This window comes from Nocardia sp. NPDC051570 (assembly GCF_044454005.1).
Classification (GTDB): domain Bacteria; phylum Actinomycetota; class Actinomycetes; order Mycobacteriales; family Mycobacteriaceae; genus Nocardia.
The window spans coordinates 222,303-245,489 of sequence record NZ_JBITDI010000002.1 but is presented as its reverse complement, the minus strand read 5'-3'; the positions used below and the strand labels follow the sequence as shown (position 1 = coordinate 245,489).

19 protein-coding genes are annotated in these 23,187 nt (G+C 69.9%); 11 read left to right on the top strand and 8 right to left on the bottom strand.

Going from position 1 to position 23,187, the window contains the following annotated elements; translation table 11 throughout:
* Positions 1–33: 33 nt before the first annotated feature.
* Positions 34–696 (top strand): O-methyltransferase, encoded by a 663-nt coding sequence (locus ACIA76_RS04750; RefSeq protein WP_397148489.1) that lies wholly within the window; start codon positions 34–36, stop codon positions 694–696.
* Positions 697–742: 46 nt separating this feature from the next.
* On the opposite strand, the gene ACIA76_RS04745 is transcribed toward ACIA76_RS04750, so the two are convergent.
* Positions 743–1,525: a VOC family protein gene (locus ACIA76_RS04745; RefSeq protein WP_397148487.1), complete on the bottom strand. Its 783-nt coding sequence runs from the start codon at positions 1,523–1,525 to the stop codon at positions 743–745.
* A 135-nt stretch (positions 1,526–1,660) separates the two neighbouring features.
* Between ACIA76_RS04745 and ACIA76_RS04740 the strand changes: the two genes are divergently transcribed.
* On the top strand, positions 1,661–1,837 hold the full coding sequence (locus ACIA76_RS04740; RefSeq protein WP_397148485.1) for a hypothetical protein: 177 nt from the start codon (positions 1,661–1,663) through the stop codon (positions 1,835–1,837).
* Positions 1,838–1,857: 20 nt separating this feature from the next.
* Here ACIA76_RS04740 and ACIA76_RS04735 read toward each other — a convergent pair whose 3' ends face one another.
* Entirely contained in the window at positions 1,858–2,433 is a 576-nt protein-coding gene (locus ACIA76_RS04735; RefSeq protein ID WP_397148483.1) for a DUF6817 domain-containing protein, read from the bottom strand.
* A gap of 131 nt (positions 2,434–2,564) precedes the next feature.
* Positions 2,565–3,221, bottom strand: a complete 657-nt coding sequence (locus ACIA76_RS04730; RefSeq protein WP_397148481.1) for a TetR/AcrR family transcriptional regulator — start codon at positions 3,219–3,221, stop codon at positions 2,565–2,567.
* Between the two features lie 93 nt (positions 3,222–3,314).
* On the opposite strand from ACIA76_RS04730, the gene ACIA76_RS04725 reads away from it, so the two are divergent.
* The 5 genes from ACIA76_RS04725 (at position 3,315) to ACIA76_RS04705 (ending at position 7,854) form a co-directional block, all read left to right on the top strand.
* Positions 3,315–4,826, top strand: coding sequence for an MFS transporter (locus tag ACIA76_RS04725; protein WP_397148479.1), 1,512 nt, complete (start codon positions 3,315–3,317; stop codon positions 4,824–4,826).
* A 59-nt stretch (positions 4,827–4,885) separates the two neighbouring features.
* The gene (locus ACIA76_RS04720; protein WP_397148477.1) at positions 4,886–5,755 is read left to right on the top strand and encodes an SDR family NAD(P)-dependent oxidoreductase; all 870 of its coding nucleotides are present in this window, start codon (positions 4,886–4,888) and stop codon (positions 5,753–5,755) included.
* Positions 5,756–5,828: 73 nt separating this feature from the next.
* Positions 5,829–6,461, top strand: a complete 633-nt coding sequence (locus tag ACIA76_RS04715) for an urease accessory protein UreF (RefSeq protein ID WP_397148475.1) — start codon at positions 5,829–5,831, stop codon at positions 6,459–6,461.
* Positions 6,462–6,476: 15 nt separating this feature from the next.
* Complete coding sequence (gene ureG / locus ACIA76_RS04710; protein WP_397148473.1) at positions 6,477–7,217, top strand: urease accessory protein UreG; 741 nt, start codon at positions 6,477–6,479, stop codon at positions 7,215–7,217.
* Positions 7,207–7,854, top strand: coding sequence for an urease accessory protein UreD (locus ACIA76_RS04705; protein ID WP_397149394.1), 648 nt, complete (start codon positions 7,207–7,209; stop codon positions 7,852–7,854). The genes ureG and ACIA76_RS04705 overlap by 11 nt, the downstream gene beginning before the upstream one ends.
* Positions 7,855–8,049: 195 nt before the next feature.
* Here the strand turns inward: ACIA76_RS04705 and ACIA76_RS04700 are convergent, their stop codons facing one another.
* The 3 genes from ACIA76_RS04700 to ACIA76_RS04690 form a co-directional block, all read right to left on the bottom strand.
* On the bottom strand, positions 8,050–8,826 hold the full coding sequence (locus ACIA76_RS04700) for a hypothetical protein (protein ID WP_397148471.1): 777 nt from the start codon (positions 8,824–8,826) through the stop codon (positions 8,050–8,052).
* A gap of 230 nt (positions 8,827–9,056) precedes the next feature.
* Complete coding sequence (locus ACIA76_RS04695; RefSeq protein ID WP_397148469.1) at positions 9,057–10,481, bottom strand: NAD(P)/FAD-dependent oxidoreductase; 1,425 nt, start codon at positions 10,479–10,481, stop codon at positions 9,057–9,059.
* A 48-nt stretch (positions 10,482–10,529) separates the two neighbouring features.
* The gene (locus tag ACIA76_RS04690) at positions 10,530–11,255 is read right to left on the bottom strand and encodes a TetR/AcrR family transcriptional regulator (protein WP_397148467.1); all 726 of its coding nucleotides are present in this window, start codon (positions 11,253–11,255) and stop codon (positions 10,530–10,532) included.
* A 55-nt stretch (positions 11,256–11,310) separates the two neighbouring features.
* Here ACIA76_RS04690 and ACIA76_RS04685 point away from each other — a divergent pair, with 55 nt between their 5' ends.
* Positions 11,311–12,762, top strand: a complete 1,452-nt coding sequence (locus ACIA76_RS04685) for a cytochrome P450 (RefSeq protein ID WP_397148465.1) — start codon at positions 11,311–11,313, stop codon at positions 12,760–12,762.
* A gap of 3 nt (positions 12,763–12,765) precedes the next feature.
* Here the strand turns inward: ACIA76_RS04685 and ACIA76_RS04680 are convergent, their stop codons facing one another.
* Together ACIA76_RS04680 and ACIA76_RS04675 are read right to left on the bottom strand one after the other, a co-directional pair.
* Positions 12,766–13,611 carry a serine hydrolase gene (locus ACIA76_RS04680; RefSeq protein ID WP_397149392.1) on the bottom strand — a complete coding sequence of 282 codons (846 nt, stop codon included), beginning with the start codon at positions 13,609–13,611 and terminating at the stop codon, positions 12,766–12,768.
* Positions 13,612–13,766: 155 nt separating this feature from the next.
* Positions 13,767–13,973 carry a hypothetical protein gene (locus ACIA76_RS04675; RefSeq protein ID WP_397148463.1) on the bottom strand — a complete coding sequence of 69 codons (207 nt, stop codon included), beginning with the start codon at positions 13,971–13,973 and terminating at the stop codon, positions 13,767–13,769.
* 365 nt (positions 13,974–14,338) lie between these two features.
* On the opposite strand from ACIA76_RS04675, the gene recC reads away from it, so the two are divergent.
* From recC to recD, 3 genes are read left to right on the top strand one after another with little or no spacing between them, the layout of a single operon-like run.
* Positions 14,339–17,812, top strand: coding sequence for an exodeoxyribonuclease V subunit gamma (gene recC, locus ACIA76_RS04670; RefSeq protein WP_397148461.1), 3,474 nt, complete (start codon positions 14,339–14,341; stop codon positions 17,810–17,812).
* Positions 17,809–21,261, top strand: coding sequence for a UvrD-helicase domain-containing protein (locus ACIA76_RS04665; RefSeq protein WP_397148459.1), 3,453 nt, complete (start codon positions 17,809–17,811; stop codon positions 21,259–21,261). Before recC ends, ACIA76_RS04665 begins: the two co-directional genes overlap by 4 nt.
* Complete coding sequence (gene recD / locus ACIA76_RS04660; RefSeq protein WP_397148457.1) at positions 21,258–23,141, top strand: exodeoxyribonuclease V subunit alpha; 1,884 nt, start codon at positions 21,258–21,260, stop codon at positions 23,139–23,141. Before ACIA76_RS04665 ends, recD begins: the two co-directional genes overlap by 4 nt.
* Positions 23,142–23,187 lie beyond the last annotated feature (46 nt).

Below are 23,187 nucleotides of genomic sequence, written 5' to 3'. Positions count from 1 at the left end.
CGGATGTCGGTGGCCGGTGGCACACTCGGGGACATGACTGAAGCCGGATGGAACGACGTCGACCGCTACCTCACCGACACGCTGATCGGTGAGGGGGATTCCGATGTGCTGGAGGCGAATTCGGCCGCCGGACTGCCCGCGATCGATGTATCTGCGCCGCAGGGTAAGTTCCTGTCGCTGATCGCGCGGTCCATTCGGGCCCGCCGTGTCCTGGAGATCGGCACGCTCGGCGGATACAGCACGCTGTGGCTGGCGCGGGCCGTCGGACCCGAGGGCCAGGTCGTGACCTTGGAATTCGAACCGCGTCACGCCGAGGTCGCGCGGAAGAATCTGGACGGCAAGGGTGTCGGCGAGCGCGTCGACATCCGGGTCGGCGCGGCGCTGGAGACCCTGCCGGTGCTCGCGCAGGAGAATGGCGAGCCGTTCGATCTGGTGTTCATCGATGCCGACAAGGTGAACAACGCGGACTACGTGCGGTGGGCGCTGCGGCTGACCCGGCCGGGTTCGGTGATCATCGTCGACAACATCGTGCGGCACGGCGCCATCGTCGACCCGGCGGCGGACGATCCGAGTACGCGCGGTAGCCGCGAGGTGCTCGAGCTGCTCGCTGCCGAGCCGCGCCTGGACGCCATCGGGCTGCAGACCGTCGGCAGCAAGGGCTGGGACGGCCTGGCCTACGCGATCGTGCTCGACTGATCGAAGGCACAGGCCCACGGCGAATCACGGTGGGCCGGTGCGGGGTTCAGTGTGGGAAGGCCATGAGGGCGAGGGTGGCGCCCGCCGGATCGCCGATCACGGCAAGCCGGGACGGGCCCGGATTGTCGTGCGGCTCCGCGATGATCTTGCCGCCCAGCTCGATCGCGCGGGCGGCGGTCGCGTCGCAGTCGAGCACGTGAATCGTCAACGACCAGAACGGGGCCGGATCCCCGGGTCCCGCGGCAGCCGCGCCGCCGAATTCGCGCCCGCCCTCGCTCGTGGTCAGGGCCTGATATGGGTTGTCGGTGGCGGTTTCCCAGCCCGCGGTGCGGTAGTCCCAGCCCAGGACGGTCGCGTAATGCGCCATCGCCTCGGCGGGGACCCCGGTCGCGGTGTACTGCACCCAGATCGGATTGCCGGGCGCGCCCCAGCGTTCGGTGCCCGGGTGGCCGGTCAGATGGGCGAGCCCGTAGCCCGCGCCCGCCGGATCGGCGAGGATCGCGAATTCGAGCTGGCCGGGGATGTCGACCCGCTCGGCGAAGATCGTCGCGCCGTCGGCGGTCGCGGCCCGCACGGCCGGATCCAGATCCGCGACGGCGAAGTACGGCAGCCACAGCGCGGGTTTCACGCCGCCGTCGGGCGCGGTGGCGCAGGCGATGCCCGCCACCCGCGCGCCGTCCTGGCTGAGCACGGCGTAGTTGCCCTGCTCGGGTCCGCTGTGCTCGGCGGACCAGCCGAACAGTGCGCGGTAGAACTCGGCCGCGGCGTCGATATCGGGCGCGGTGACGTCGAACCAGCAGGGTGCTCCGACCGCGAAACCGTTCTGCATGCGGGTCTCCTTCGAATAGGGCTGATGCACAACCACGGACGGGGTGGGGACCTCGGATTCATCGGTCGCCGGTCAGCATGTCAGAAAGGCGTGTAATGCGGTGCTCAGCCCGGCCGGATTGTCCTCCTGCACGTTATGTCCCGCGTCCGGTACCACCACGAGCGTGCCGGCGGGGATGCGGTCGACGAGGTTTTGGGCGGCGGATCGTGGATCCGCACCCCCAGCGCCGCCGCCCGCTCGGCCATCGACGGAATCATGGTCGGTCCGTTCATCGCCGCTCCTTGGCCTACCAAGGTAGGACCGTTGCCTTGATGGGTCAAGGTAACAGCGAGTCAGGCGTCGGCTGGGCCCAATTGGATTCGGCAGGCCCGCCATGCCCGGGCCGAAAGGTGCACTCTGGTCCGGTCGAACAGGCCGTACAGCGCGGGCCCGTGCCGCGCGGCGAGTTCGGCGTTATGGGCCATGACGTCGAGTTCGTTCGCGGCGGTGATCTCCAGGAAGGCTCGCAGCGTGGCCGCGGCGGGCTCGTGGTCGCGGCCGGTGAACCGGTCGGTGAATACGACGGGAGTCGCGCCGAGCCGGGGGTAGACCGCCGATCGATCGCAACCGCAGTACAGGTAGATCAGCGATTCGGCGCGGTCACCGAGCAGCGCGATCGCGGCCGGGCGCTCGGCGAGATCGAGCAGCGGCTGATCGAATCCATCGGTGCCGTACAGGGCGTGACAGAGGCCCGCGCGTTGGACGTCGATATCCGCGCCCCAGGCCGCCAGCAGATCGGCCACGCGGAGCAGGTGGGCCAGCAGTGTGCCGCCGGGATGCGCGATCCGGTCGGCCCCGCGCTCGCGCAGGAATCGTTCGATCCCCGCCCGCTCGGCCGGACCGAGGGCATTCGGATGTGGTTGTGCCATGGGTGAATTCCTCCCGGGCGGCGGGTCGGCACCCGTCCGGGTTGCTGCCCTGTGCGCCCGCGAGGATCATCGGCGACTCGCGGCGTGCGGGTCAACCCTCGGAAGGTCGTGACGTTACCCGGGATTCGATGTCAGCGGCCGCCCGCGAACCCGTCGCACAGCGCCGCGAGACCGGAATACAGCAGCTGTTCGGGATCGAGCAGATCGCCGCGGCCGGTGCCCTCCAGCGCGACCAGTGCGGGTGGGGTCGGCCACAGCGGCCTGCCGTCCAGTAGCGCGCGGAAGCTCGACTCCTCCTGTTCGCCGTCGCGGCGGGCCAGCATCGCGGCGCTGACGTTCTGCAGCGCGATGCCCGCGATATAGCTCCACACCGACAGCGACATCCGGGTCGCCTCGCGGGTGTCGTCGGTCACCTCGCCGAAGCCCTCCACCAGCCAGGCCAGGCATGCCAGGCTCGACGGCCCGAAGTTGTAGCGCGGCACGGCGAAGGTGAACAGCACCCACGGATGTTCCCGGTAGAGCCGCCAATCGATCTCCGCGGCGATGCGCACCCGGTCGCGCCAGGTGCAGTCCGGCGGGGTGTCCGGATACGGATTGCGCCGGGCCACCTCGTCGGTCATATCCGCCAGCAGCGTGTCCTTGTTCGGCACATGCCGATACAACGACATCGCGCCCACCCCCATCCGCTCGGCGATGCGCCGCATCGACAAGGCATCGAGCCCGGCCTCGTCGGCCAGCTCGATCGCGGTATCGACGATCGCGGCGCGGGTGAGCTTCGGCTCGGCCATGCAACTACTCGCTTTCGTTTCGGCGCGCGGATGCGTACGCTGTACCCAACCATGGACGCGTACGTTGTACGCGCGACTCGAAAAGGATAGGTGATGACTGGCATCGATACCCGCGACATCGCGGCCCCTCGGCGTGCCTGGCTGGGTTTGGCGGTGCTGATCCTGCCGGTGCTGCTGGTGTCGATGGATATGTCGGTGCTGTATCTGGCCATGCCCGCGCTGACCGATGCGCTGGCGCCCTCGGCCACGCAGCAGCTGTGGATCCTCGACATCTACGGATTCCTGATCGCCGGACTGCTGATCACCATGGGCAATCTGGGCGACCGGATCGGGCGGCGCAACATCCTGCTCGCGGGCGCCGCGGTGTTCGGGGTGGCCTCGGTGCTGGCGGCGTTCGCGCCGAGTGCGGGCGTGCTGATCGCGGCGCGGGCGTTGATGGGATTGGGTGGGGCGACGCTGTTGCCGTCGAGCCTGTCGCTGATCTCGAGCCTGTTCCCGGATCCGCGCACCCGCGGCACGGCGATCGGGGTCTGGACGGCGTTCTTCGCCGGCGGCTCGGCGGTGGGCCCGATCGTGGGCGGGATCCTGCTGCATCAGTTCTGGTGGGGCACGGTGTTTTTGATCAATACGCCGGTGCTGCTGGTGCTGTTCGCGGTCGGGCCGTTCGTGCTGCCGGAGCATCGGTCCTCCGGGCGTGGGCCGCTGGATCTGGTGAGCGTGGTGATGTCGATCGGCGGCATCCTGCCGCTGGTGTACGGGGTGAAGCGGGCCGCGGCCGAGGGCATCGATGTCGCGGCGGCGTTCTCCGCCGTATTCGGCGTCGTGGTGCTCGTGCTGTTCGTGCGGCGGCAGCGGCATCTGGCCGATCCGCTGCTGGATCTGTCGCTGTTCCGGCGCGGGTTGTTCTCGGTGGCGATCGGCTCGTCGACGATCGGCATGATGTCGCTGGCGGGGCTGAGCTATCTGACGAGCGTGTATCTGCAGTCGGTGACCGGTCGCGACGCGCTCGGGGCGGCGCTGCTCGGCATTCCGCAGGCCGTCGTGGTGTTCGCGTGTTCGATGAACGGCGCCAAGATCGCGCGGCGGCTCGGTGCGCGGACTACGTTCGTGCTGGCGCTCGGGGCCGCGGCGGTGGGCAATCTCATGCTGTTCGGGCTCGGCGTGGACGGCGGAATCGGTTGGTATGTGGCGGGTTCGACCGTCGCGGGCCTCGGATACGGCGTGGTGTTCACGCTGGTATCGGAGGTGTCGGTGTCCTCGGTGCCCGCGGAGCGGGCGGGTTCGGCGGTCGGGATCTCCGAGACCAGCTTCGAATTGGGCAATGCGCTGGGTCTGGCGCTGCTGGGTTCGCTTGCGGCACTGGTGTTCCGCTCCGGTGGTGAATTCGCCTCGACGCTGGGGGAGACCATCGACCGGGCCGGGAGCGACGGCGCCCTCGTGCACGCCGCCCGCGAATCCTTCGTCACCGGAATGCATACCGCGACCACCGTCGGTGCGGTGCTGCTCGTCGCGATGGCGGCGGTGGCATCGGTCGCGGGTCGCGGTCGCACGCGACCCGAGGTCGAGCTGGACAGCCGCGTTCCGGTCGATAGCGCCGCGCACTGAACCGGACTTCGGGTCGGATTCCGGCGCGAAGATCACTGCGCCCCGCTTAGAGTCGAGGGGTGAACGACACCACAGGCAACGGTCGGCCGCTGGCCGAACGGGTGGCGACCCGGCTGTTGTACCCGACCGCCAGGCCTCGGGACAAGGCCCTGCGGGAAGCGGTTTCGGGTCGGGTGGTCCTCGTGACGGGCGCCTCGCACGGCATCGGAAAGGCGACGGTCCGCAAGCTGGCCGCCGCGGGCGCGGTGGTGCTGTTGGTGGCGCGCTCGCGGGAGGATCTCGACGAGGTCGCCGGGGAGATCACCGCCGCGGGCGGCACGGCATTCGCCTATACCGCCGATCTGTCCGACATGGATGCCACCGATCGGCTCGGCCGCGAACTGCTCGACACGCACGGGCATATCGATGTGGTGATCAACAACGCGGGCCGCTCCATTCGGCGCGGGATCGACGAATCCTATGACCGTTTCCACGATTTCACGCGCACCATCGATGTGAACTACCTCGGTCCGGTGCGGCTGCTGCTGACCCTGCTGCCGGATATGCGCGAGCGCCGCGCGGGACATATCGTCAACATCTCCACCTGGGGCCTGCGCATGCCGCCCATGCCGCGCTGGTCGGCCTACTACGCCTCGAAGTCGGCCTTCGACGTCTGGCTGCGCACGGTGGCCACCGAGATCGCGGCCGATGGGGTGACCACCACCTCGATCTACATGCCGCTGGTCCACACCCGGATGAGCGCGCCCACCGATTTCAGCGGAATGCCGGGCCTGACCTCCGAGGAGGCCGCCGATACGGTGTGCCACGCCGTGGTCGCCAAGCCGGTGGAGATCTCGCCCTGGTGGGCCGGACCGCTCCAGGCCTGGAGCGATATCACCCGCGGCTCCACCCACCGGTTCATCTCCCGCTCCCGCGGCTTCCACCGCTGACCCCACGGCCCACAGGAGGTCGTCCCGAATCCGCCCCATAAGATCGGGGCGTGGGTGATCGGGCGGTGTGGTGATGAGTCTGGCGATGCTGTTGACGCTCGCCGATTCGCGGCTGCCGATCGGGGGGCATGTGCATTCCGGTGGGGTCGAGGAGGCGATCGCCTCGGGTCTGGTGCGCGATGTCGGGTCGGTGCAGGTGTATCTGCTGCGGCGGGTGCGCACCTCGGGTCTGGTGGCGGCGTCGCTGGCCGCGGCGGTTTGTGCGGGGGAGTTGGACCCGGGGCGCGCCGAGGCGGAGGCCGATGCGCGCACGCCGGCCCCGGCGGCGCGGATCGCGTCGCGGGCGCAGGGCCGCGGGCTGGCGCGCCTGGCGAAACAGGTATGGCCGCACCGGGATTGGCGCGCGCTGGGTGCCCGCCCGCATCTGTCCACGGTATTCGGAGAGATCGGGCGGGAGGCCGGGGCGACGCCGGAGCAGATCGCCGGAATCGTCGTGTACACCACCATGACCGGCGCCGCGACCGCGGCGCAGCGGCTGCTGGCGCTGGATCCCGCGGCCGTCGCCGCCTGCACCGTCCGGCTCGCCGAGGTCTGTGACCTGACCGCCGCCGAGGCGGTGAAAGGCCTTGCGGCCCTGTCGGATCCGCTCCAGGACGTGCTCGCCGAGCGGCACGTCGGACGCGATATGCCACTGTTCGCTTCGTAGAGAGGAAATGCATTCATGCCCCCACATCTGATCGACGGCGAACCGCACGATCACGCCCACGATCGCCCCAAGCGGGAGCGCACCCCCGGCGAGCCGCTGCGGATCGGCATCGGCGGCCCGGTCGGATCGGGGAAGACCGCGCTGGTCGCGGCCCTGTGCCGGCAACTGCGCGAGGAGCTTTCGCTGGCCGTGCTGACCAATGACATCTACACCACCGAGGATGCCGACTTCCTGCGCCGCCACGCGGTACTGCCGGACGAGCGCATCACGGCCGTGCAGACCGGCGGCTGCCCGCACACCGCGATCCGCGACGACATCACCGCCAACCTCGACGCCATCGACGATCTGATCGAGGCCAACCCGCCGCTGGATCTGATCCTGGTCGAATCCGGCGGCGACAACCTCACCGCGACCTTCTCCTCGGGCCTGATCGACGCGCAGATCTTCGTCGTCGACGTCGCGGGCGGGGACAAGGTGCCGCGCAAGGGCGGTCCGGGCGTGACCTTCTCCGATCTGCTGGTGATCAACAAGACCGATCTCGCCCCGCGGGTCGGCGCGGATCTCGCGGTGATGGACCGGGATTCGACGGCCGTGCGCGACGGCCGCCCATTCGTCTTCACGTCCCTGACCGAGGATCCGGCGGCCACCCCCGTATTGAACTGGGTGCGTGAGCAATTGCGCGTCGCCGCCGAGCACGACACTGAATCCGATGGCGGCACCCGCGGCCCTGACGCGAGCGCCCCGGTTGCGCACTGAACTGAGGATCCACGCCAGGGCCGGTGCCCTGCCGCATATCCACGCCACCGGCGGGTTGGCGGCGCGGCGCACCGGCCCGGAGACCGTGCACCTGATCGGCACGGCCGCAACGCCGTTGGGTGGGGATGAGCTCGATATCGCGATCGTGGTGGAGCCGGGCGCGCGGCTGCTGGTGCGCTCGGTGGCCGCCACCATCGCCCTGCCCGGCCGGGTTACGCTGCGGTCCTGGGCGCGGTGGCGCTTCGAGATCGGCGGGGAATTGGATTTCGATCCGGAGCCGACGGTGGTCGCGGGCGGGGCCGAACATGAATCCCGCACGAGCGTCGCGATCGCCGACGGCGCGCGGGTGCGACTGCGGGAACGGGTGCAGATCGGCCGCACCGGTGAGGAATTCGGTTGGTGGGGCGGCGAACTCGTCGCCGATATCGGCGATCTGCCGCTGCTGCGGCATCGCCTGGAACTCGGCGCGGATTCGGTCATCGATGATCGGCTCGCGGCGCCACGCGCGCTGGAGAGTGAGCTGCGCTATCCGGACGGCCGTCCCGCGGATACCACCGGACTGACCGCCTCGCTGCTGCCGCTGGCGGCGGGCGGCACCCTGTTCACCAGGACCTCGGCGACCCTGGCGATCGCCTGACCGATTACGGGCGGAACAGCCCCAGCCAGGATTCGATCGAATCCCCGGCGAACTGCCATTCGGCCGACATGGTCTGCATCAGCATGTGGAACAGGCTCATCGGCCTCGTCTTTCGGTGTGGGTGGGGCACGGCGCGCGAACGGGGCGGGAGGCGGACATCGTCGGCCGTCCCCGCCCCGGTGGATCCGGTACTGCTCAGTCGCCGACCACGCGTGGCGGGGCGTTGAACGCATTGACCGCGCCGACAACGGCACCGGCCGCCGCGCCGACCGCGGCGGCGGGCACGGTGATGACACCCGCACCCGCGGTGGCGCCGATCGCGGGCCCCGCGATCACACCGACCGGTACGAACGGCAGCCCGACGACCAATCCGAGCAGGCCACCGACCAGACCGCCGGTGAGCGCGAACGGGGAGGCCATGGCCGCACCGCCGACCGCACCCATCGCGGCCGTGCCGACCGTCTGCCCGGCGATGCGATCGGAGCGACTGCGTTCCATCCCGACCGAATCCAGGAAGGTGGCGAGATTCGCCTCCGCCTGTGCGGATTGGTCGTTGATCTCGATGGCCTGTTCGCGATCCATTCCGGCCGGCACGTCGAGCTGGACGTCACCGAAGCGGAACTTGCCCGGGGGCGGAGCGATCGGCGGAACCGGGGCGACGGGCGCAGGAGGATGAAGCACGCCGACCGGGGCCAGATAGGAACGGTCCGGCATGGACCGCGCCGTTTGGATGGAACTGTAGGTGTCGCCGGGGATGTGCAGGCCCTCGTACGGCTGGGTATTCGGCGCTTCGGTGGCGGGCCATTGCGCCGGCGCGTCCTGCGCCGCCGCCGTGGTATTCGGCTCGGCGGGTGCGGCATTGGCCGTCCCGCTGCCGACGATGGCCAGCACCAGCGGCACCGCACCCGCCGCGAAGGCGGTGCTGACCCGTTGACGGTGCGGATTGGGGGCTCTGTGTTTACCTGCGGCCATAACGACCTTTCTTCCTAGACACTTCTCGACGACCTGCATTCGGACCCGCGGCGGTCCTGGATGGGTGGAAATACGGACACGTCGAAATGTCTTGGTATTGCGACCGATTAGCTGCAATCCGGGCGAATTCCGAGGTCGGACACAAGAAAGGGCCGGAGCCGCTGATCGCGACTCCGGCCCGTATCGTCATCCGGTCACTCGGCGGTTGCCGACTCCGGATCGCCGGATATTCAGACGGCTCGGTGACCGGCCTCGGATTTACCTGCCTCCGGGGCGTTTTCGCCCAATTCGTCGCGAACCTCGCGACGGTCGTTCTCGTTGCCGTTCATCGCCTCCATGGCCAGGCGCGCGAACACCCACTGTTCGGTGGCGGCCATCTGGCCGCGGTTGCGGCCCAGGAAGGCCACGAACCACTGGAAGACGGTGACCACCCGGCTGCGGTAGCCGATCAGGTAGTACAGGTGCAGCACCAGCCAGCAAAGCCAGGCGAGGAAGCCGCCGAATTCGAGCTTGCCGATCTGGACCACCGCGGAGAACCGCGACACGGTGGCCATCGAACCCTTGTTGAAGTATCGGAAGGGCTTGCGCTGCTCGGGAGTCTGCTTACCGTCGACCTCGGCGCTGATCTGCTTGGCCGCGTAGGTGGCGCCCTGGATCGCGCCCTGTGCCTGTCCGGGCACGCCCGGCACCGACATCAGGTCGCCGACCACGAAGACGTTCGGATGTCCCTTGATGGTGAGATCCGGTTCCACGATCACGCGGCCCGCCCGGTCGACCTCGGTGCCCGTGGACTGATCGGCGAGCAGCTTGCCCAGCTCGCTGGCCTGCACACCGGCCGACCACACCTTGCACGCCGCCTCGATGCGCCGCTGACTGCCGTCCTTGTCCTTGACGACGACCCCGCGCGCGTCGACATCGGTGACCATGGCGTTGAGCTGAATCTCCACGCCCATCTTCTCGAGCCGCCGCTGCGCGATACTGCCCAGCTTCGGGCCCATCGGCGCGAGCACCGCGCCCGCGCCCTCGAGCAGGATCACCCGCGCGTCGCGCGGATCGATATTGCGGAAGCAGCCGACGAGGGTGCGATCGGCGAGTTCGGCGATCTGCCCGGCCAATTCGACGCCGGTGGGGCCCGCGCCGACGACCACGAAGGTCATGAACCGGTCGCGTTCGGCCTGGGTCTTGGCCAGTTCGGCCTCCTCGAAGGATCCGAGGATGCGGGCGCGCAGCTCGAGCGCGTCGTCGATGGTCTTCATGCCCGGGGCATAGGTGGCGAACTGGTCGTTGCCGAAGTAGGACTGCTGGGCGCCGGTGGCGACGATCAGACTGTCGAACGAGGTGACGGTGTCCTCGTTGAGCAGTCGCGAGGTCACCGTTTTCCGGGTGAGATCGATGGTGTTCACTTCGCCGAGAATCACCCGGGTGTTGTGGTGCTTACGCAGCACGATCCGGGTGGCCGGGGCGATCTCACCGGTGGACAGGATGCCGGTCGCCACCTGATAGAGCAGGGGCTGGAACAGATGTGTGGAGGTCTTGGAGATGAGGACGACATCGACGTCGGCCTTCTTGAGATGCTTGCAGGCGAACAAGCCGCCGAAGCCGGATCCGATCACCGCCACGCGATGGCGTCGGTTCTCGACAGCCGCTCCTGTCATCTTTGCTCCTCCGCCATTCGATCTACAACATGCCTAACGGTAGTCGGCTTACCCAGTTTCGGTTACTTCGACCTCCCCGGCGCGTCTTCGGTTCGATGACGTATCATGGTCGATTTCCCTTCCGCCCCGCAGCGGGCCGATGTACCGATCCGCGCCGACCTGTTCCAGCGGCGGCCACAGGAATGCGGTGAGCCGGTCCACGAATTCGACGCGATCGCGATCGGAGTGGCGGCCCCAATCCTCGGCCGACATCAGGATCGCGCCCACGGTCGCGGTCGCCCAGACGCGCGCGGGGGCGGGGTCGGCGCCGATCTGGCGCAGCAGCAGATCGAACACCGATCCGGCCCAGTCCGCGGCGCGAGCGAAGAACGGGCGGCGATGTCCCGTGGGGTCGTCGGATTGCAGTCGCTGCATCAGCAGGTGATGCAGATTCGGATTGCCGTCGACGAAATCGCAGATCAGCTGGACCAGCGCGCGCAGCAGATCGCGGCCGGGCAGCGGCTGGGCCAGGATCGCGTCGGAGGCGGCGATGAGCCCTTCCATATGTCGCTCGGCCAGCGCGTCGACCAGTGCGGGCAGATCCGGGAAGACCGCGTACACCGCGGTGCGCGCATAGCCGGCCTCGGCCGCGACCTCGGCGATCGTGAGCGGAGTTCCGGTGCGCGCGACGACTCGCTCTGTGGCGTCGAGGATTTCGGCGCGCCGCAGCGCCGGGTCCAGTGGCGGGCCCGGCGGGCGGCCGCGCGGCCGCGGCCGCGATGTGTGCCTTGTCACAGCCCACACTCTACCGTTAAAGTACAAGGTGTACTTTTGATGAGAGGCTGCGATCATGGTCAGCATCGACTCCCGGATGGACCGCGAGAACATCGGCTTTCTCGAGGTCACCGGCCGCAATCCGATCGATCGAGCGCTGCGGATGCTCCCCGTGCGCGAACAGATTCTCGCCACGCCCCGATCCGGCAGCGAGCTGCGCGCGGTCCACGGCGATGCCGGACTGCCGCTGCTCGGCCGCTCGCTGCAGTATCTGCGGTGGGGCCCAGCCGAATTGCTCGCCCGCTATCACCGGTACGGGCCGGTGAGCTATCACCCCGCACTCGGCGTCGATCACGTCTACGTGGCCGGACCGCAGGCCGTGGACGAGGTGCTGGGCAAGCGGCGGGGCGACTTCGGACAGGGCTGGGACTACTTCATCGGCCCGTTCTTCGGCCGCGGACTGTTACTGCTCGAATTCTCCGAGCACATGTTCCATCGGCGGATCATGCAGCAGGCCTTCACCCGGGAGCGGCTGGAAGCGCATCTGGCACATCTGGTTCCGGTGGTGGACACGGCCATCGGCCGCTGGGTGAGCGGCACGCGGCGGCAGGTGCGGCTGTATCCGACGATCAAGGATCTGACCCTCGAGATCGCCGCCGAGACGTTCATGGGCGTGCGGGCCGGGCCCGAGCGGCAGCGGCTGGGCGCGGCCTTCCTCGACTGCACCCACGCCGGACTGTCGCTGGTGCGGTATCCGGTCCCCGGCAGTTCCTGGCGGGCGGGGCTGCGGGGCCGAAAGGTGCTGGAGGAGTACTTCACTCGCATGATCCCGGCCAAACGCCGGTCCCAAGGCGCCGATTTCTTCTCCGCGCTGTGTCATGCGCGCACCGAGGACGGCGAGATGTTCTCCGATGCCGATGTGGTCAATCACATGATCTTCCTGATCATGGCCGCCCACGATACGACGACCACCACCGCGACCGCGGTCGCCTATTACCTTGGGCGGCATCCGGAGTGGCAGCGACGGGTGCGGGCCGAGGCGCTGGCGCTGCGCGAGGACTGCGGCGGCGCGCCGGCCATCGCGGATCTGGATCGGCTGCACGATCTGGATCTGGTGATCAAGGAGAGCCTGAGGCTGGTCCCGCCGGTGCCGGGCCTGGTGCGCCGCGCGGTGCGCGACACCGAGATCGCCGGACACTACGTGCCCGCGGGCACCCAGGTCGACCTCGCCTACAGCCTCAACCACCTGCTCCCCGAATTGTGGTCGCACCCGGCGCGTTTCGATCCCGAACGCTTCGCCGAGCATCGCCGCGAGGACAAATCGCACCGCCTGGCGTGGATGCCCTTCGGCGCGGGCGCCCACAAATGCATCGGCATGCATTTCGGTGTGCTCGAGGTGAAGGTGATGATCGCCGCGATGGTCCGCGACTACGAATGGCGAATCCCCGACGACTATCTGATGCCGTGGGGATTCTCCACGATCCCGTTCCCGCGTGACGGGGCGCCGCTGCGGCTGCGCAAGCGGTGAGAACTACCTTCCGCTGAACAGCATTTCGGCGACGCGGGTGGTGGTCTCCTCGCCGTCGGCGTAACCGCCCTGGGTGCCGAGGTCGTTCATGATGCCCAGGGTGTAGCGCTCGCCGGGACCGGCGAAGCCGACCGAGTTGACGACCCAGCCGCCCTGCTCGTCGGACCAGCCGTTCTTCAGACCCGGACGCATGGCCGCGCCCGCGCCCCAGACGCCCCAGTGCTGATTGGTGTCCACATTGCGCATCCGATCGAGCAGATAGGCGCGATCGTCGGGATTCATGTGATCGAGCACGTTGTTCATGAGCCGATCCAGATCGGCGGGGGTGCACTGCTGGAAACCCCAGTCGGGGAACGCACGTCCGGTGGTCGGCTGCTGCGGCGTCAGCGCGACCATGCCGTTGGCGCGGAAGGCGTTGTTGAAGGCCATGTGATCGAGTCCGGAGAACTTGGCCCAGAGCACATCGGCGGCAGTGTCGTTGGAGGTGGCCAGCATCGACTCCATGAGCGTGCGGTCCTCGGGGGTCAGCACGATGAAGCCCGCCCGGGCGCGATTGAGCAGATCCTCCGCGATGGCCAGCTTGATGGTCGAGGCGGTCCAGAACTGGGTATCGGCATTGCCGTTGCTGTGCACCGCGCCGGTGACCCGGTCGCGCACCACATAACCCGTGATGCCGGGGCGATTGGACAGATAGGCGTCCACCTTCTGGATGCGGGCGCTCATATCACAGTCGAAACCGTCGTTGCAGCCCTCGGTTCGGACCGGGACGGCGGCGGCGGGGCCGGCCTGCAGGGCGGGCGCGCCCGCGATGAGGGCGGCGGCGGCGACGGCGCAGGCACCTGCGGCCATGCGCGTGGGGCGGTTGGCGCGCGCGGCGCTGCGGGGATAACGCACGGACGCACCATAGCAAAGGTTCCGGTCGCGCATATCGCGCCCGCCCAGGTCGCTCGAGGCACCGCGGCATCGGAGATCGGTGTGGCACAGCGGTTTTCGGACATCGACGATCAGTGGAAGGCGGCCTGTAACTCCTCGACGCTGCGGCCGTTGAGTCGATAGCAGTGTTCGAACGCCTCGGTGTGGCCGTCACGGGGCCAGGCGTGCAGAACGACGGTGCGACCGTAGTGGCGGGAATTCACCAACTCCCACAGCTCGCCGACTCGGCGGACCGTGAACCCTGATCTGGGTACATGGGGAATCACCGTCGCTGTCATGAACCGAACCAGCCTTTCGAAAAGATCTCCCATCCCACCCCGCAGAGCACTGTGGCACACCACACCGCCGCATCCGGCATGACACGCGGTGGCGAATTGCGGTCAAGTTTTCCGGCGTGGTCTGATGAGCGGATTCGCTTGTGTTGCTGAGAATTTGGTACTTGTCCGGCAATTCGGTCAAACGTGTGTTGAAGACCTATTTCCGGCAGATTGCCAGCCTCATACCACATGGTATGTCTCCGGAATGCCGAGTCGTGCCGCGGTTCGGGCCCGCCGAGTTTGTAGGATCGGCCGACGACAGGCAACCATGGGGCATCCGGCGGATAGCTCACCGACAGCATCAGCGAGGGGAGTGAGGCGGGGAGATGGCGCTGCACATCCATCGAGCCGAGCGGGCGGCGACGCTCGCCGACGAGCTCGGGGCGGTGTTGGCGCGACCCCTGGCCGACCCGTTCGCCGTGGAGGTGGTGGCCGTACCCGCCAAGGGCATCGAGCGCTGGCTCCAGCAGCGGCTCGCGGGCATGCTGGGCGCGGTTGCGGGAGACGGGATTTCGGCGAATATCGCCTTCCCCACGCCCGCCGCGCTGGTGGCCGAGGTGCTCGCCGCGGCGACCGGCGTTCCGGCCGAGGACGATCCGTGGGCGCCCGGGCGGATGGTCTGGACGCTACTGAGTGTGATCGATGACGCTCTCGCACAACCCTGGGCCGCCCTGCTGTCGCGCCACCTCGGCGCGGACATCCCCGCCGTGGCCCACCGCGCGGGCCGCCGCTACGCCACCGCCGCGCGCATCGCCGCCCTCTTCGACGGTTACGCCACCGGGCGCCCGGCCCTGATCGCCGACTGGTCCCAGGGCCACGACACCGACGGCTGCGGCAACCCCCTGCCCGAGGATCTGCGCTGGCAACCCGAACTCTGGCGCCGCCTGCGCACCCGCCTGACCACCCCCGGCCCCGCCGAACGCCTCACCACCGCCTGCACCCGCCTGCGTACCGACCCGGCGATCACCCCACTACCCCAACGAATCTCCCTGTTCGGCCCCACCCGCCCCACCACCGACCAACTCGAGGTCCTCGCCGCCCTGGCTGCCCACCGAGACGTCCACCTCTGGCTGGCCCACCCGAGCCCCACCCTCTGGTCGAACCTGAAACCCGCGCTCGCCACCGCGAGCTCCACCGCCCCGACGAACCTCGTCGACTCCCGCATCGTGTCGGGTCCGGCCGATTCCCTCGTCCCGGCGGGCTCCCCGGTGTCCTCTGACCCCGCGAGCTCTCTCATGTCGGACATGTCTCGCGCCGTCGATGACAGTGCGCTGCGCGTGGCGCATCCTTTGCTGGCGGCGTTGGGGCGGGATGTGCGGGAGCTGCAGGCGCGGTTGAGCGGCGTCGGTGCGGTGATCGACACGCATCATCGCGAGCATGGCGAAAGTCCCTCGCGCACTCTGCTTTCCGAGCTGCAGGCCGGGATTCGTGACGATCGGTGGCCGCCCGAGCCGGAGGCGGGGCGCGCCGATGGGACCGTGCGGGTGCATTCCTGTCACGGGCCCGCACGGCAGGTCGAGGTGCTGCGGGAGGTGTTGCTGGGGATCTTCGCGGCGGATCAGGGGCTCGAGCCGCGGGATGTGGTCGTGTTGTGTCCGGACGTGGAGACCTACGGTCCGCTGGTGCGGGCCGCGTTCGGGCACTGGCAGATCGAGGCGGGGGCGGGGCCCGCGCATCCGGCGCACGGATTGCGGGTGCGGTTGGCCGATCGGTGGTCGGGGGAGGCCAATCCGGTGCTGGCCGTGCTCGAGGATCTGCTCGGATTCGCCGATGGGCGGGTGACGGTCACGCAGGTGCTCGATCTCGCGGCGGCCGAACCGGTGCGGGTGCGCTGCGGGTTCGACGACGACGATATCGAGCGGCTGCGGGAATGGGCCGCCGAGACCGGGGCCAGGTGGGGGATCGGGTCTCGGCAGCGGCAGGCGTTCGGGCTGGGCGAATTCGCGCAGAACACCCTCAACGCGGCCGTCGACCGCATTCTGCTCGGCGTGGCGGCGGGCGAATCCTCCGAGGACTGGCTGGATTTGGCGCTACCGCTCGAGGATGTGGACTCCGCCGATGTGGATCTCGCGGGACGGTTCGCGGAATTCACCGACCGGCTCGCGGTCTGCGTGCGCGATCTGCGCGGGCCCACGCCCGCCGAACCCGCCGGATCGCCGCGTCCCGCGCACGAATGGGCGCAGGTGCTCGGGCGGGCGCTGGATCTGTTGACCGACACCACGTATGCGCAGTCCTGGCAGGGCGTCGAGGCGCGCCGCGAGGTGGCCACCGCGCTCGAACACGCGGGCTCGGTGCCGCTGCGACTGCCCGATATCGCGGCGCTGCTACATGATCGGCTCGCGGGCCGCAGCGCGCGGGCGAACTTCCGCACCGGTGAGCTGACCGTCTGCGCACTGGCCCCGCTGCGGTCGGTACCGCATCGGGTGGTGGTGCTGCTGGGCCTGGACGACGAGGTCTTCCCGCGTGCCGGCGGCGTGGACGGTGACGATGTGCTCGCGCGCGAACCCCTGGTGGGCGAACGTGATCCGCGCAGCGAGGACCGGCAACTGCTGCTCGACGCGATCATGGCCGCCCAGGACCGGCTCGTGGTGCTGCACACCGGCGCCGATCCGGTGACCGGCGCGCATCGCCCGCCCGCGATCCCGCTCGCCGAACTGCTGGACACCCTGCGGGCGCTGACCGGATCGCTGGACGGCGTGGTGATCCGGCATCCGTTGCAGCCCTTCGACATTCGCAACTTCGCCGCCGACGATCCGATCAGCTTCGACACCGTCGCGCTGGCGGGCGCGCAGGCCGCGACCGGCCCGGTCCGCGAGCAGCCCGCCTTCCTGCCGGGTCCGCTGGCGGCCTCGGCGCGCGTGGATGTGGAACTGGCGGAACTGATTTCGTTCGCCGAACATCCGGTGCGCGCGTTCCTGTGGCAGCGCCTGGGAATCCGGGTTCCGGAGGAGGCCGAGGAGATCGACGAGCGGCTGCCCATCGAGCTGGACGGGCTGACCAAATGGAATATGGGCGAGCGCATGCTGGCCGCCCGGCTCAACGGTGCGGATCCGGCCGCCCTGCGCGCCGCGGAGTGGCGGCGTGGCACGCTGCCGCCGTTCGGACTGGGCGCGGCGGTGCTCACCGATGTGGAGGACACCGTCGACCAACTCGTCCGGGTGGCGCGCCCGATCCACGAATTGCCCTCGCGCACCATGGATATCGCGGTCGATCTCGGCGAGGGGCGGCTGCTGAGCGGTACGGTGCCCGATGTGCACGACGACGCGGTGGTGCGCACCACCTTCTCCCGCCTCGCGCCCAAACATCGCCTCGCCGCCTGGGTGCGGCTGCTCGCCCTGGCCGCGACCGAACGCAATCACAGCTGGCGCGCGATCACCATCGGGCGCGGCCGATTCAACCGTCCCGCCTGGCGTTCCACCCTCACCGCGCCCAATGCCGCGGCGGCCCAGGCGATCCTGCGCGAGCTGGCCGCACTGCGCGACGAGGGTCTGGCCGAACCACTGCCGATCACCCCGACCGCCTCGGCGGTCTATGCCGAACGCCGCTGTCAGGGCGTGAGTCTCGACGAGGCTCGCCAGGCCGCCGATCAGGAATTCCTCGGCGGTCCGGGCGGGCCGAAGGCCTTCGGCGACCACACCGACCGCTACCTCCGCTACGTCTGGGGCCCGGCGCCGCGCCTCGAACACCTCGAATCCCCCCTGCCCGGCCCCGACCCGTCCGGCGAGACCACCCGCTTCGGCGCCCTCGCCCGCCGCCTGTGGAATCCATTGCTGGCCAACGAAACCCAGGGGCAACCATGACCGACGAACTGTTCTCCCTCCCCGAGGTCGAACCCGCCCGCCCCCGCCGCCGCCCGACTGAACCCGCCATCCGCCACGCCCCGGCCCAACCCGAGATCGAGGAACTGTTCCCGGTTCCCGACCCGGTGGAACCCGTTGTAGTACGGCACCACCCGGCACCCGGCGAATACGCCGGGAATGCGTTCGAGTTGTGCGGCCCGCTGCCGCAGGCCACGACCGTGCTGGAGGCCAGTGCGGGGACCGGGAAGACCTATGCGATCGTCGGGCTGGCGGTGCGGTTCGTGGCCGAGGCGGGGGTCGATGTCTCGCAGCTGCTGCTGGTGACGTTCAGCCGGGCCGCGACCCAGGAGTTGCGGGAGCGGACTCGGGAGCGGTTCGTGGCTGTGGCGGCGGGATTGGCGGATCCACAGCAGGCGCTGGGAAGTTCGGACGAGCTGATTCGACATCTGGCGCACGGGGATTCGGCGGAGGTGGCGCGGCGGCGCGGGCGGCTGGTGGCGGCGCTGTCGGACTTCGATTCCGGAACGATCGCCACGACGCACAGTTTCTGTCAGCGCATGCTCGACGAGCTGGGCCTGGCGGGGGAGCACGATCCGGGAGTGCGGCTGGTCGACGGGATCGAGGATCTGGTCGCGACCGTGGCCGACGATCTGTACCTGGCCCGCTACGCGCGCGGCGGCGCGCCCTTCGCGCTGAAGGAGGCCCATCAGCTCGGTGCCGCGGCGGTCGGGGACCGGCACGCGCGGCTGGTGCCCGATGAGCGGATCGGCGACCATCCGGCCGCCGAACGGGTCGCGTTCGCGCTGGCGGTGCGGTCGGAAGTCGAACGGCGCAAACGTCTTTCGGGCCTGCGCGACTTCGACGATCTGCTGATGCTGCTGCACGACGTGCTGGCCGATCCGGTACACGGCGAACGCGCCTGTGCCCGCATCCGCGAGCGCTACCGCGTGGCGCTGGTCGACGAGTTCCAGGACACCGACCCGCTGCAGTGGGAAATCCTGCGCCGCTCCTTCCACGGCCACGCCACCCTGGTGCTGGTCGGCGATCCGAAGCAGGCCATCTACGCCTTCCGTGGCGCGGAGGTGCTGAGCTATCTCGACGCCGTCGAACACGCGAAACAGCGGCGCGAACTCACCACCAACCGGCGCAGCGACGAGGGCCTGCTCACCGCGCTGGAGCATGTCATGGGCGGGGCCGCGCTGGGACATAAGGAGATCACCGTCCACCCGGTGCGGGCCGTCCGCCCGCACACTCGCCTGAACGGACCGAGCGAGCAGCGAATCCCATTGCGGCTGCGGTATTTCCGCCGTGATGGCGCCGGACCGCGCAACCGCGCGGACTTCCCCGCCGTAGGCCGCCAGCGCTCCCGGGTCGCCGAGGATCTGGCCGCCGATATCGTCCGACTGCTCGATTCGGGCACGCTGATCGAGGATCGCCCGCTCGGCCCGGGCGATATCGCGGTGCTGGTCCGTACCCGCTCCCAGATCGACCTCGTGCGCGCCGCGCTGGACCGCGTCGGCGTCGCCTCGGTGCTCACAGGCGGCGCGAGCGTCTTCGCCACCGGGAGCGCCACGGACTGGCTGTGGCTGCTGCGCGCCCTGGAACAACCGCACCGCGGCGATCGGGTGCGCCTGGCCGCCGGAACCCCGCTGCTGGGCCTGTCGGCCGCCGAGATCGACAGCGGCGGAGCCGATCTGGTGGGCCGGCTCAGCGCCCAGCTGCGCGAGGCGGCGCGGCTGTTCAGCCGCGCCGGATTCGCCGCCGTCTTCGAGAAGCTCTCGGCCGAAACGGGATTGGCACCGCGGCTGCTCGCGGTCGCGGGCGGCGAACGCCGCCTGACCGATCTGCGCCACCTCGCCCAGCTGCTCGATCAGGTGGCGGCGCGCGAATCGCTGGGACTGACCGCGCTGACCCGCTGGCTGGCCGACCGGGTGCGAGATCCCGCCTCCGGCACCGTCTCCGACCGCAGCCGCCGCCTGGACCGCGACGCGGCCGCCGTACAGATCGCGACCGTGCACGCCAGCAAGGGCCTGGAATTCCCGGTGGTGTACCTGCCCTTCGCATGGGACAGCGCCAAGAATCCCACTCCGGCCACGCTGCTGTTCCACGACGGCCCCGAGCGCGTGCTCGATGTGGGCGGCGCGGAGGCCCCCGGCTACGCCGACCGCAAGCGCCGCTGCGAGACGGAGGAGGCGGGCGAGGAACTGCGGCTGCTGTATGTGGCGCTCACCCGCGCGCAATGCCAGGTGGTGGCCTGGTGGGCCCCCGCCTACGGCACCGCCTTCGCGCCCCTGCACCGCATGATCCTGGGCCGGTTGCCCGGCAGCGCCGAAGTGCCCGGCCGCGCCGAGGTCGCGGTGGACGAGGCTGTGGCCGAACAGCTTTCGCAGTGGGCCGCCGCCGCACCGGGCGTCGTCTCGGTCGAGGAAGTACGCACGATCGGGCGGGTGCGCCCGCATTGGGAACGCGGACGGGCCGAGGTCGGCGCGCTCGCCGCGGCCCGATTCGACCGCGCGATCGATCACGACTGGCGGCGTACCTCCTATTCCGCGCTCACCGCCGCCGCCCACGACCTGCACACCGCCGCACCGGAAGACACCACCGACGAACCCGCCGAACCTGCCGCCGAACTCGTCTCCGACACCGAATTCGCCGGTGCCGCACCCTCGTTGATGAACAACCTGCCCTACGGCGCGGAATTCGGAACGCTCGTGCACGGCGTGCTGGAACGCGTGGATACCGATGCGACGGACCTGGCGGCCGAGGTGCTGGCCCGCTGCGAGCAGGCGATCGCCGAACTGCTGGCCGATATCGATCCACAGGCGCTGGCCACGGCCCTGCTCGCGGTGCTGCGCACCCCGATCGGCGTCGGCGCCCTGGCCGATATCTCGAGCCGCGACCGGCTCAACGAACTCGACTTCGAACTCCCGCTCGCCGGACGCGAGGAGGCGGGCGGACGGCGAATCACCCTGCGCCGCATCGCGGCTCTGCTGCGCGCCCACCTGCCCGCCGACGACCCGTTCGCCGGGTACGCCGACCACCTCGACGCGCTGGACGATCTGCCCCTGCGTGGATATCTCACCGGCAGCATCGACGCCGTCCTGCGCGTCGACGGACCGCGGTTCGTGGTGGTCGACTACAAGACGAACCGGCTCAGCGCCGGCGACCTCACCGTCGCCCACTTCACCCGCGACCGGATGGCCGCGGAGATGATGCGCTCGCACTATCCGCTGCAGGCCATCCTGTATTCGGCCGCGCTGCACCGCTTTCTGCGCTGGCGACTGCCCGACTACGACCCGGCCCGACATCTGGGCGGTATCCGGTATCTGTTCGTGCGCGGCATGATCGGACCCGAAACCCCGTCCGGCTGTGGTGTCTTCGACTGGGATCCGCCTGTGGCCCTCGTCGAGGAGTTGTCGGCACTGCTGGCCGGGCGGGTGATGCCGTGACCGCGATCCAGTTGGCGCAGCGGGCGACCGGACTGTTGCGCACGTTCAACGCCGCCGGAATCCTCTCCGCCGCCGATGTGCATGTCGCGCTGCGGCTGGGACGGCTGGGTCGCGAGGACCGCGAGCCGGTGCTGTTCGCGGCGGCGCTGGCGGTGCGCGCGGTGCGCTCGGGTTCGGTCTGTCTGGAACTGCCGCGCATGCACGATATCGGCGTGGACGGTGAGGGATTCGACGCCGAGGATCCCGACGCCATCGATCCCGCGACCCTGCCCTGGCCCGAGGTCGAGGCCGTGCTGACCGCGCTGCGGACGAGTCCGCTGGTGCAGGGCAGCCCGGCCGGACCGCTGCGGCCGCTGCGGCTGGTGGAACCCGACGGCGGCAGCCCGCTGCTGTATCTGGACCGGTACTTCCGCCAGGAGCAGACGATCCGCGAGGCGCTGACCGCGCGCGCGGGTACCCACCCGCTGGTCGATCCGGAAACCGTTCGGCAGCACCTGGATCGGCTGTTCCCCGACTCCCACCTGCCGGGCGAGCCGCCGGACCGGCAGCGCGTGGCCGCCGCCCTCGCGGCGACGCAGTGGACCACCGTCGTCGCGGGCGGCCCCGGCACCGGCAAGACCCATACCATCGCGCGCATCCTGGCGCTGCTCCTGGCGCTGCAGGAGGCGATTCCGGGCGCGCCCGCACTGCGCATCGCCATGGCGGCGCCGACGGGCAAGGCCGCGGCGCGCCTGCAGGAATCGGTGCGCGAACAGGCCGGGGACCTGCGGCTGCCGGAGTTGACCGCGGCCACGCTGCACCGGCTCCTGGGCTGGCAGCGCGGCGGCGCGACCCGGTTCCGCCATCACGAATTCAACCGGCTGCCCTACGACGTCATCGTCATCGACGAGACCTCGATGGTCTCGCTGACCATGATGAGCCGCCTGCTGCCCGCCGTGCGGCCCGACACCCGGCTGGTGCTGGTCGGCGATCCGGATCAGCTGGCCTCGGTGGACGCCGGTGCGGTCCTGGCCGATCTGGTGGCCGGACCCGTGGTGGCGCAGCCGAATCCGGTGCTCGACCGGATCCTCGGCGATCAGGACGGCGCCGCGGCGCATCCGGAGGCCCTGTCGGCCCGCGAGCGGGATCGGTTGCGCGGCGGCATCATTCGGCTCAGCCGTGGCCGCCGCTTCGGTGGCCGCATCGCGGATCTGGCGGTCGCGGTGCGCGCGGGCGATGCCGAGGCCGCGCTGGCGCTGCTGGCCGACGGTGGCGAGGAGCTGTCGCTGTGCGATCCCGATCAGGTCGCCGATGTGCGCGCCGATGTCGTGGGCACCGCGCGCGCCACCACCGCCGCGGCCGAGCGCGGCGATGCCGCCGCAGCGCTCGAGGCGATGGAATCGCATCGGCTGCTGTGCGCGCATCGGCAGGGGCATTTCGGCGTCGAGCAGTGGGACCGGCTGGCCGGCGGCTGGGTCGCCGCGGCCGGTATCGGCGTCGATGCCGGTGCGGGACAATGGTTTCCGGGCCAGCCGCTGCTGGTCACCGCCAACGATCACGAGGCCCGCATCTACAACGGCGATACCGGCGTGATCGTGCGCGCGCCCGATGGCGCCCTGCGCGCGGCCCTGCAGCGCGGCAGCGAACCGTATCTCGTACATCCCACGCAGTTCCCGGGCGTGACCACGGTGTACGCCATGACGATCCATCGCAGTCAGGGCAGTCAGTACGGCACCGTCTCGGTGGTGCTGCCCGGCCCGGAATCGACGCTGCTGACACGGGAACTGCTCTACACCGCGATCACCCGCGCCCGCCGTCGCGTGCGCATCATCGGCACCGAGGAGGCGATCCGCGCCGGCATCGGCCGCCGCGTGCTGCGCGCCAGTGGGCTGCGGATGTAGCGGCGGCACGGTTAGGCTGGAAGGAGGGGTACCGGTCGGATCTACG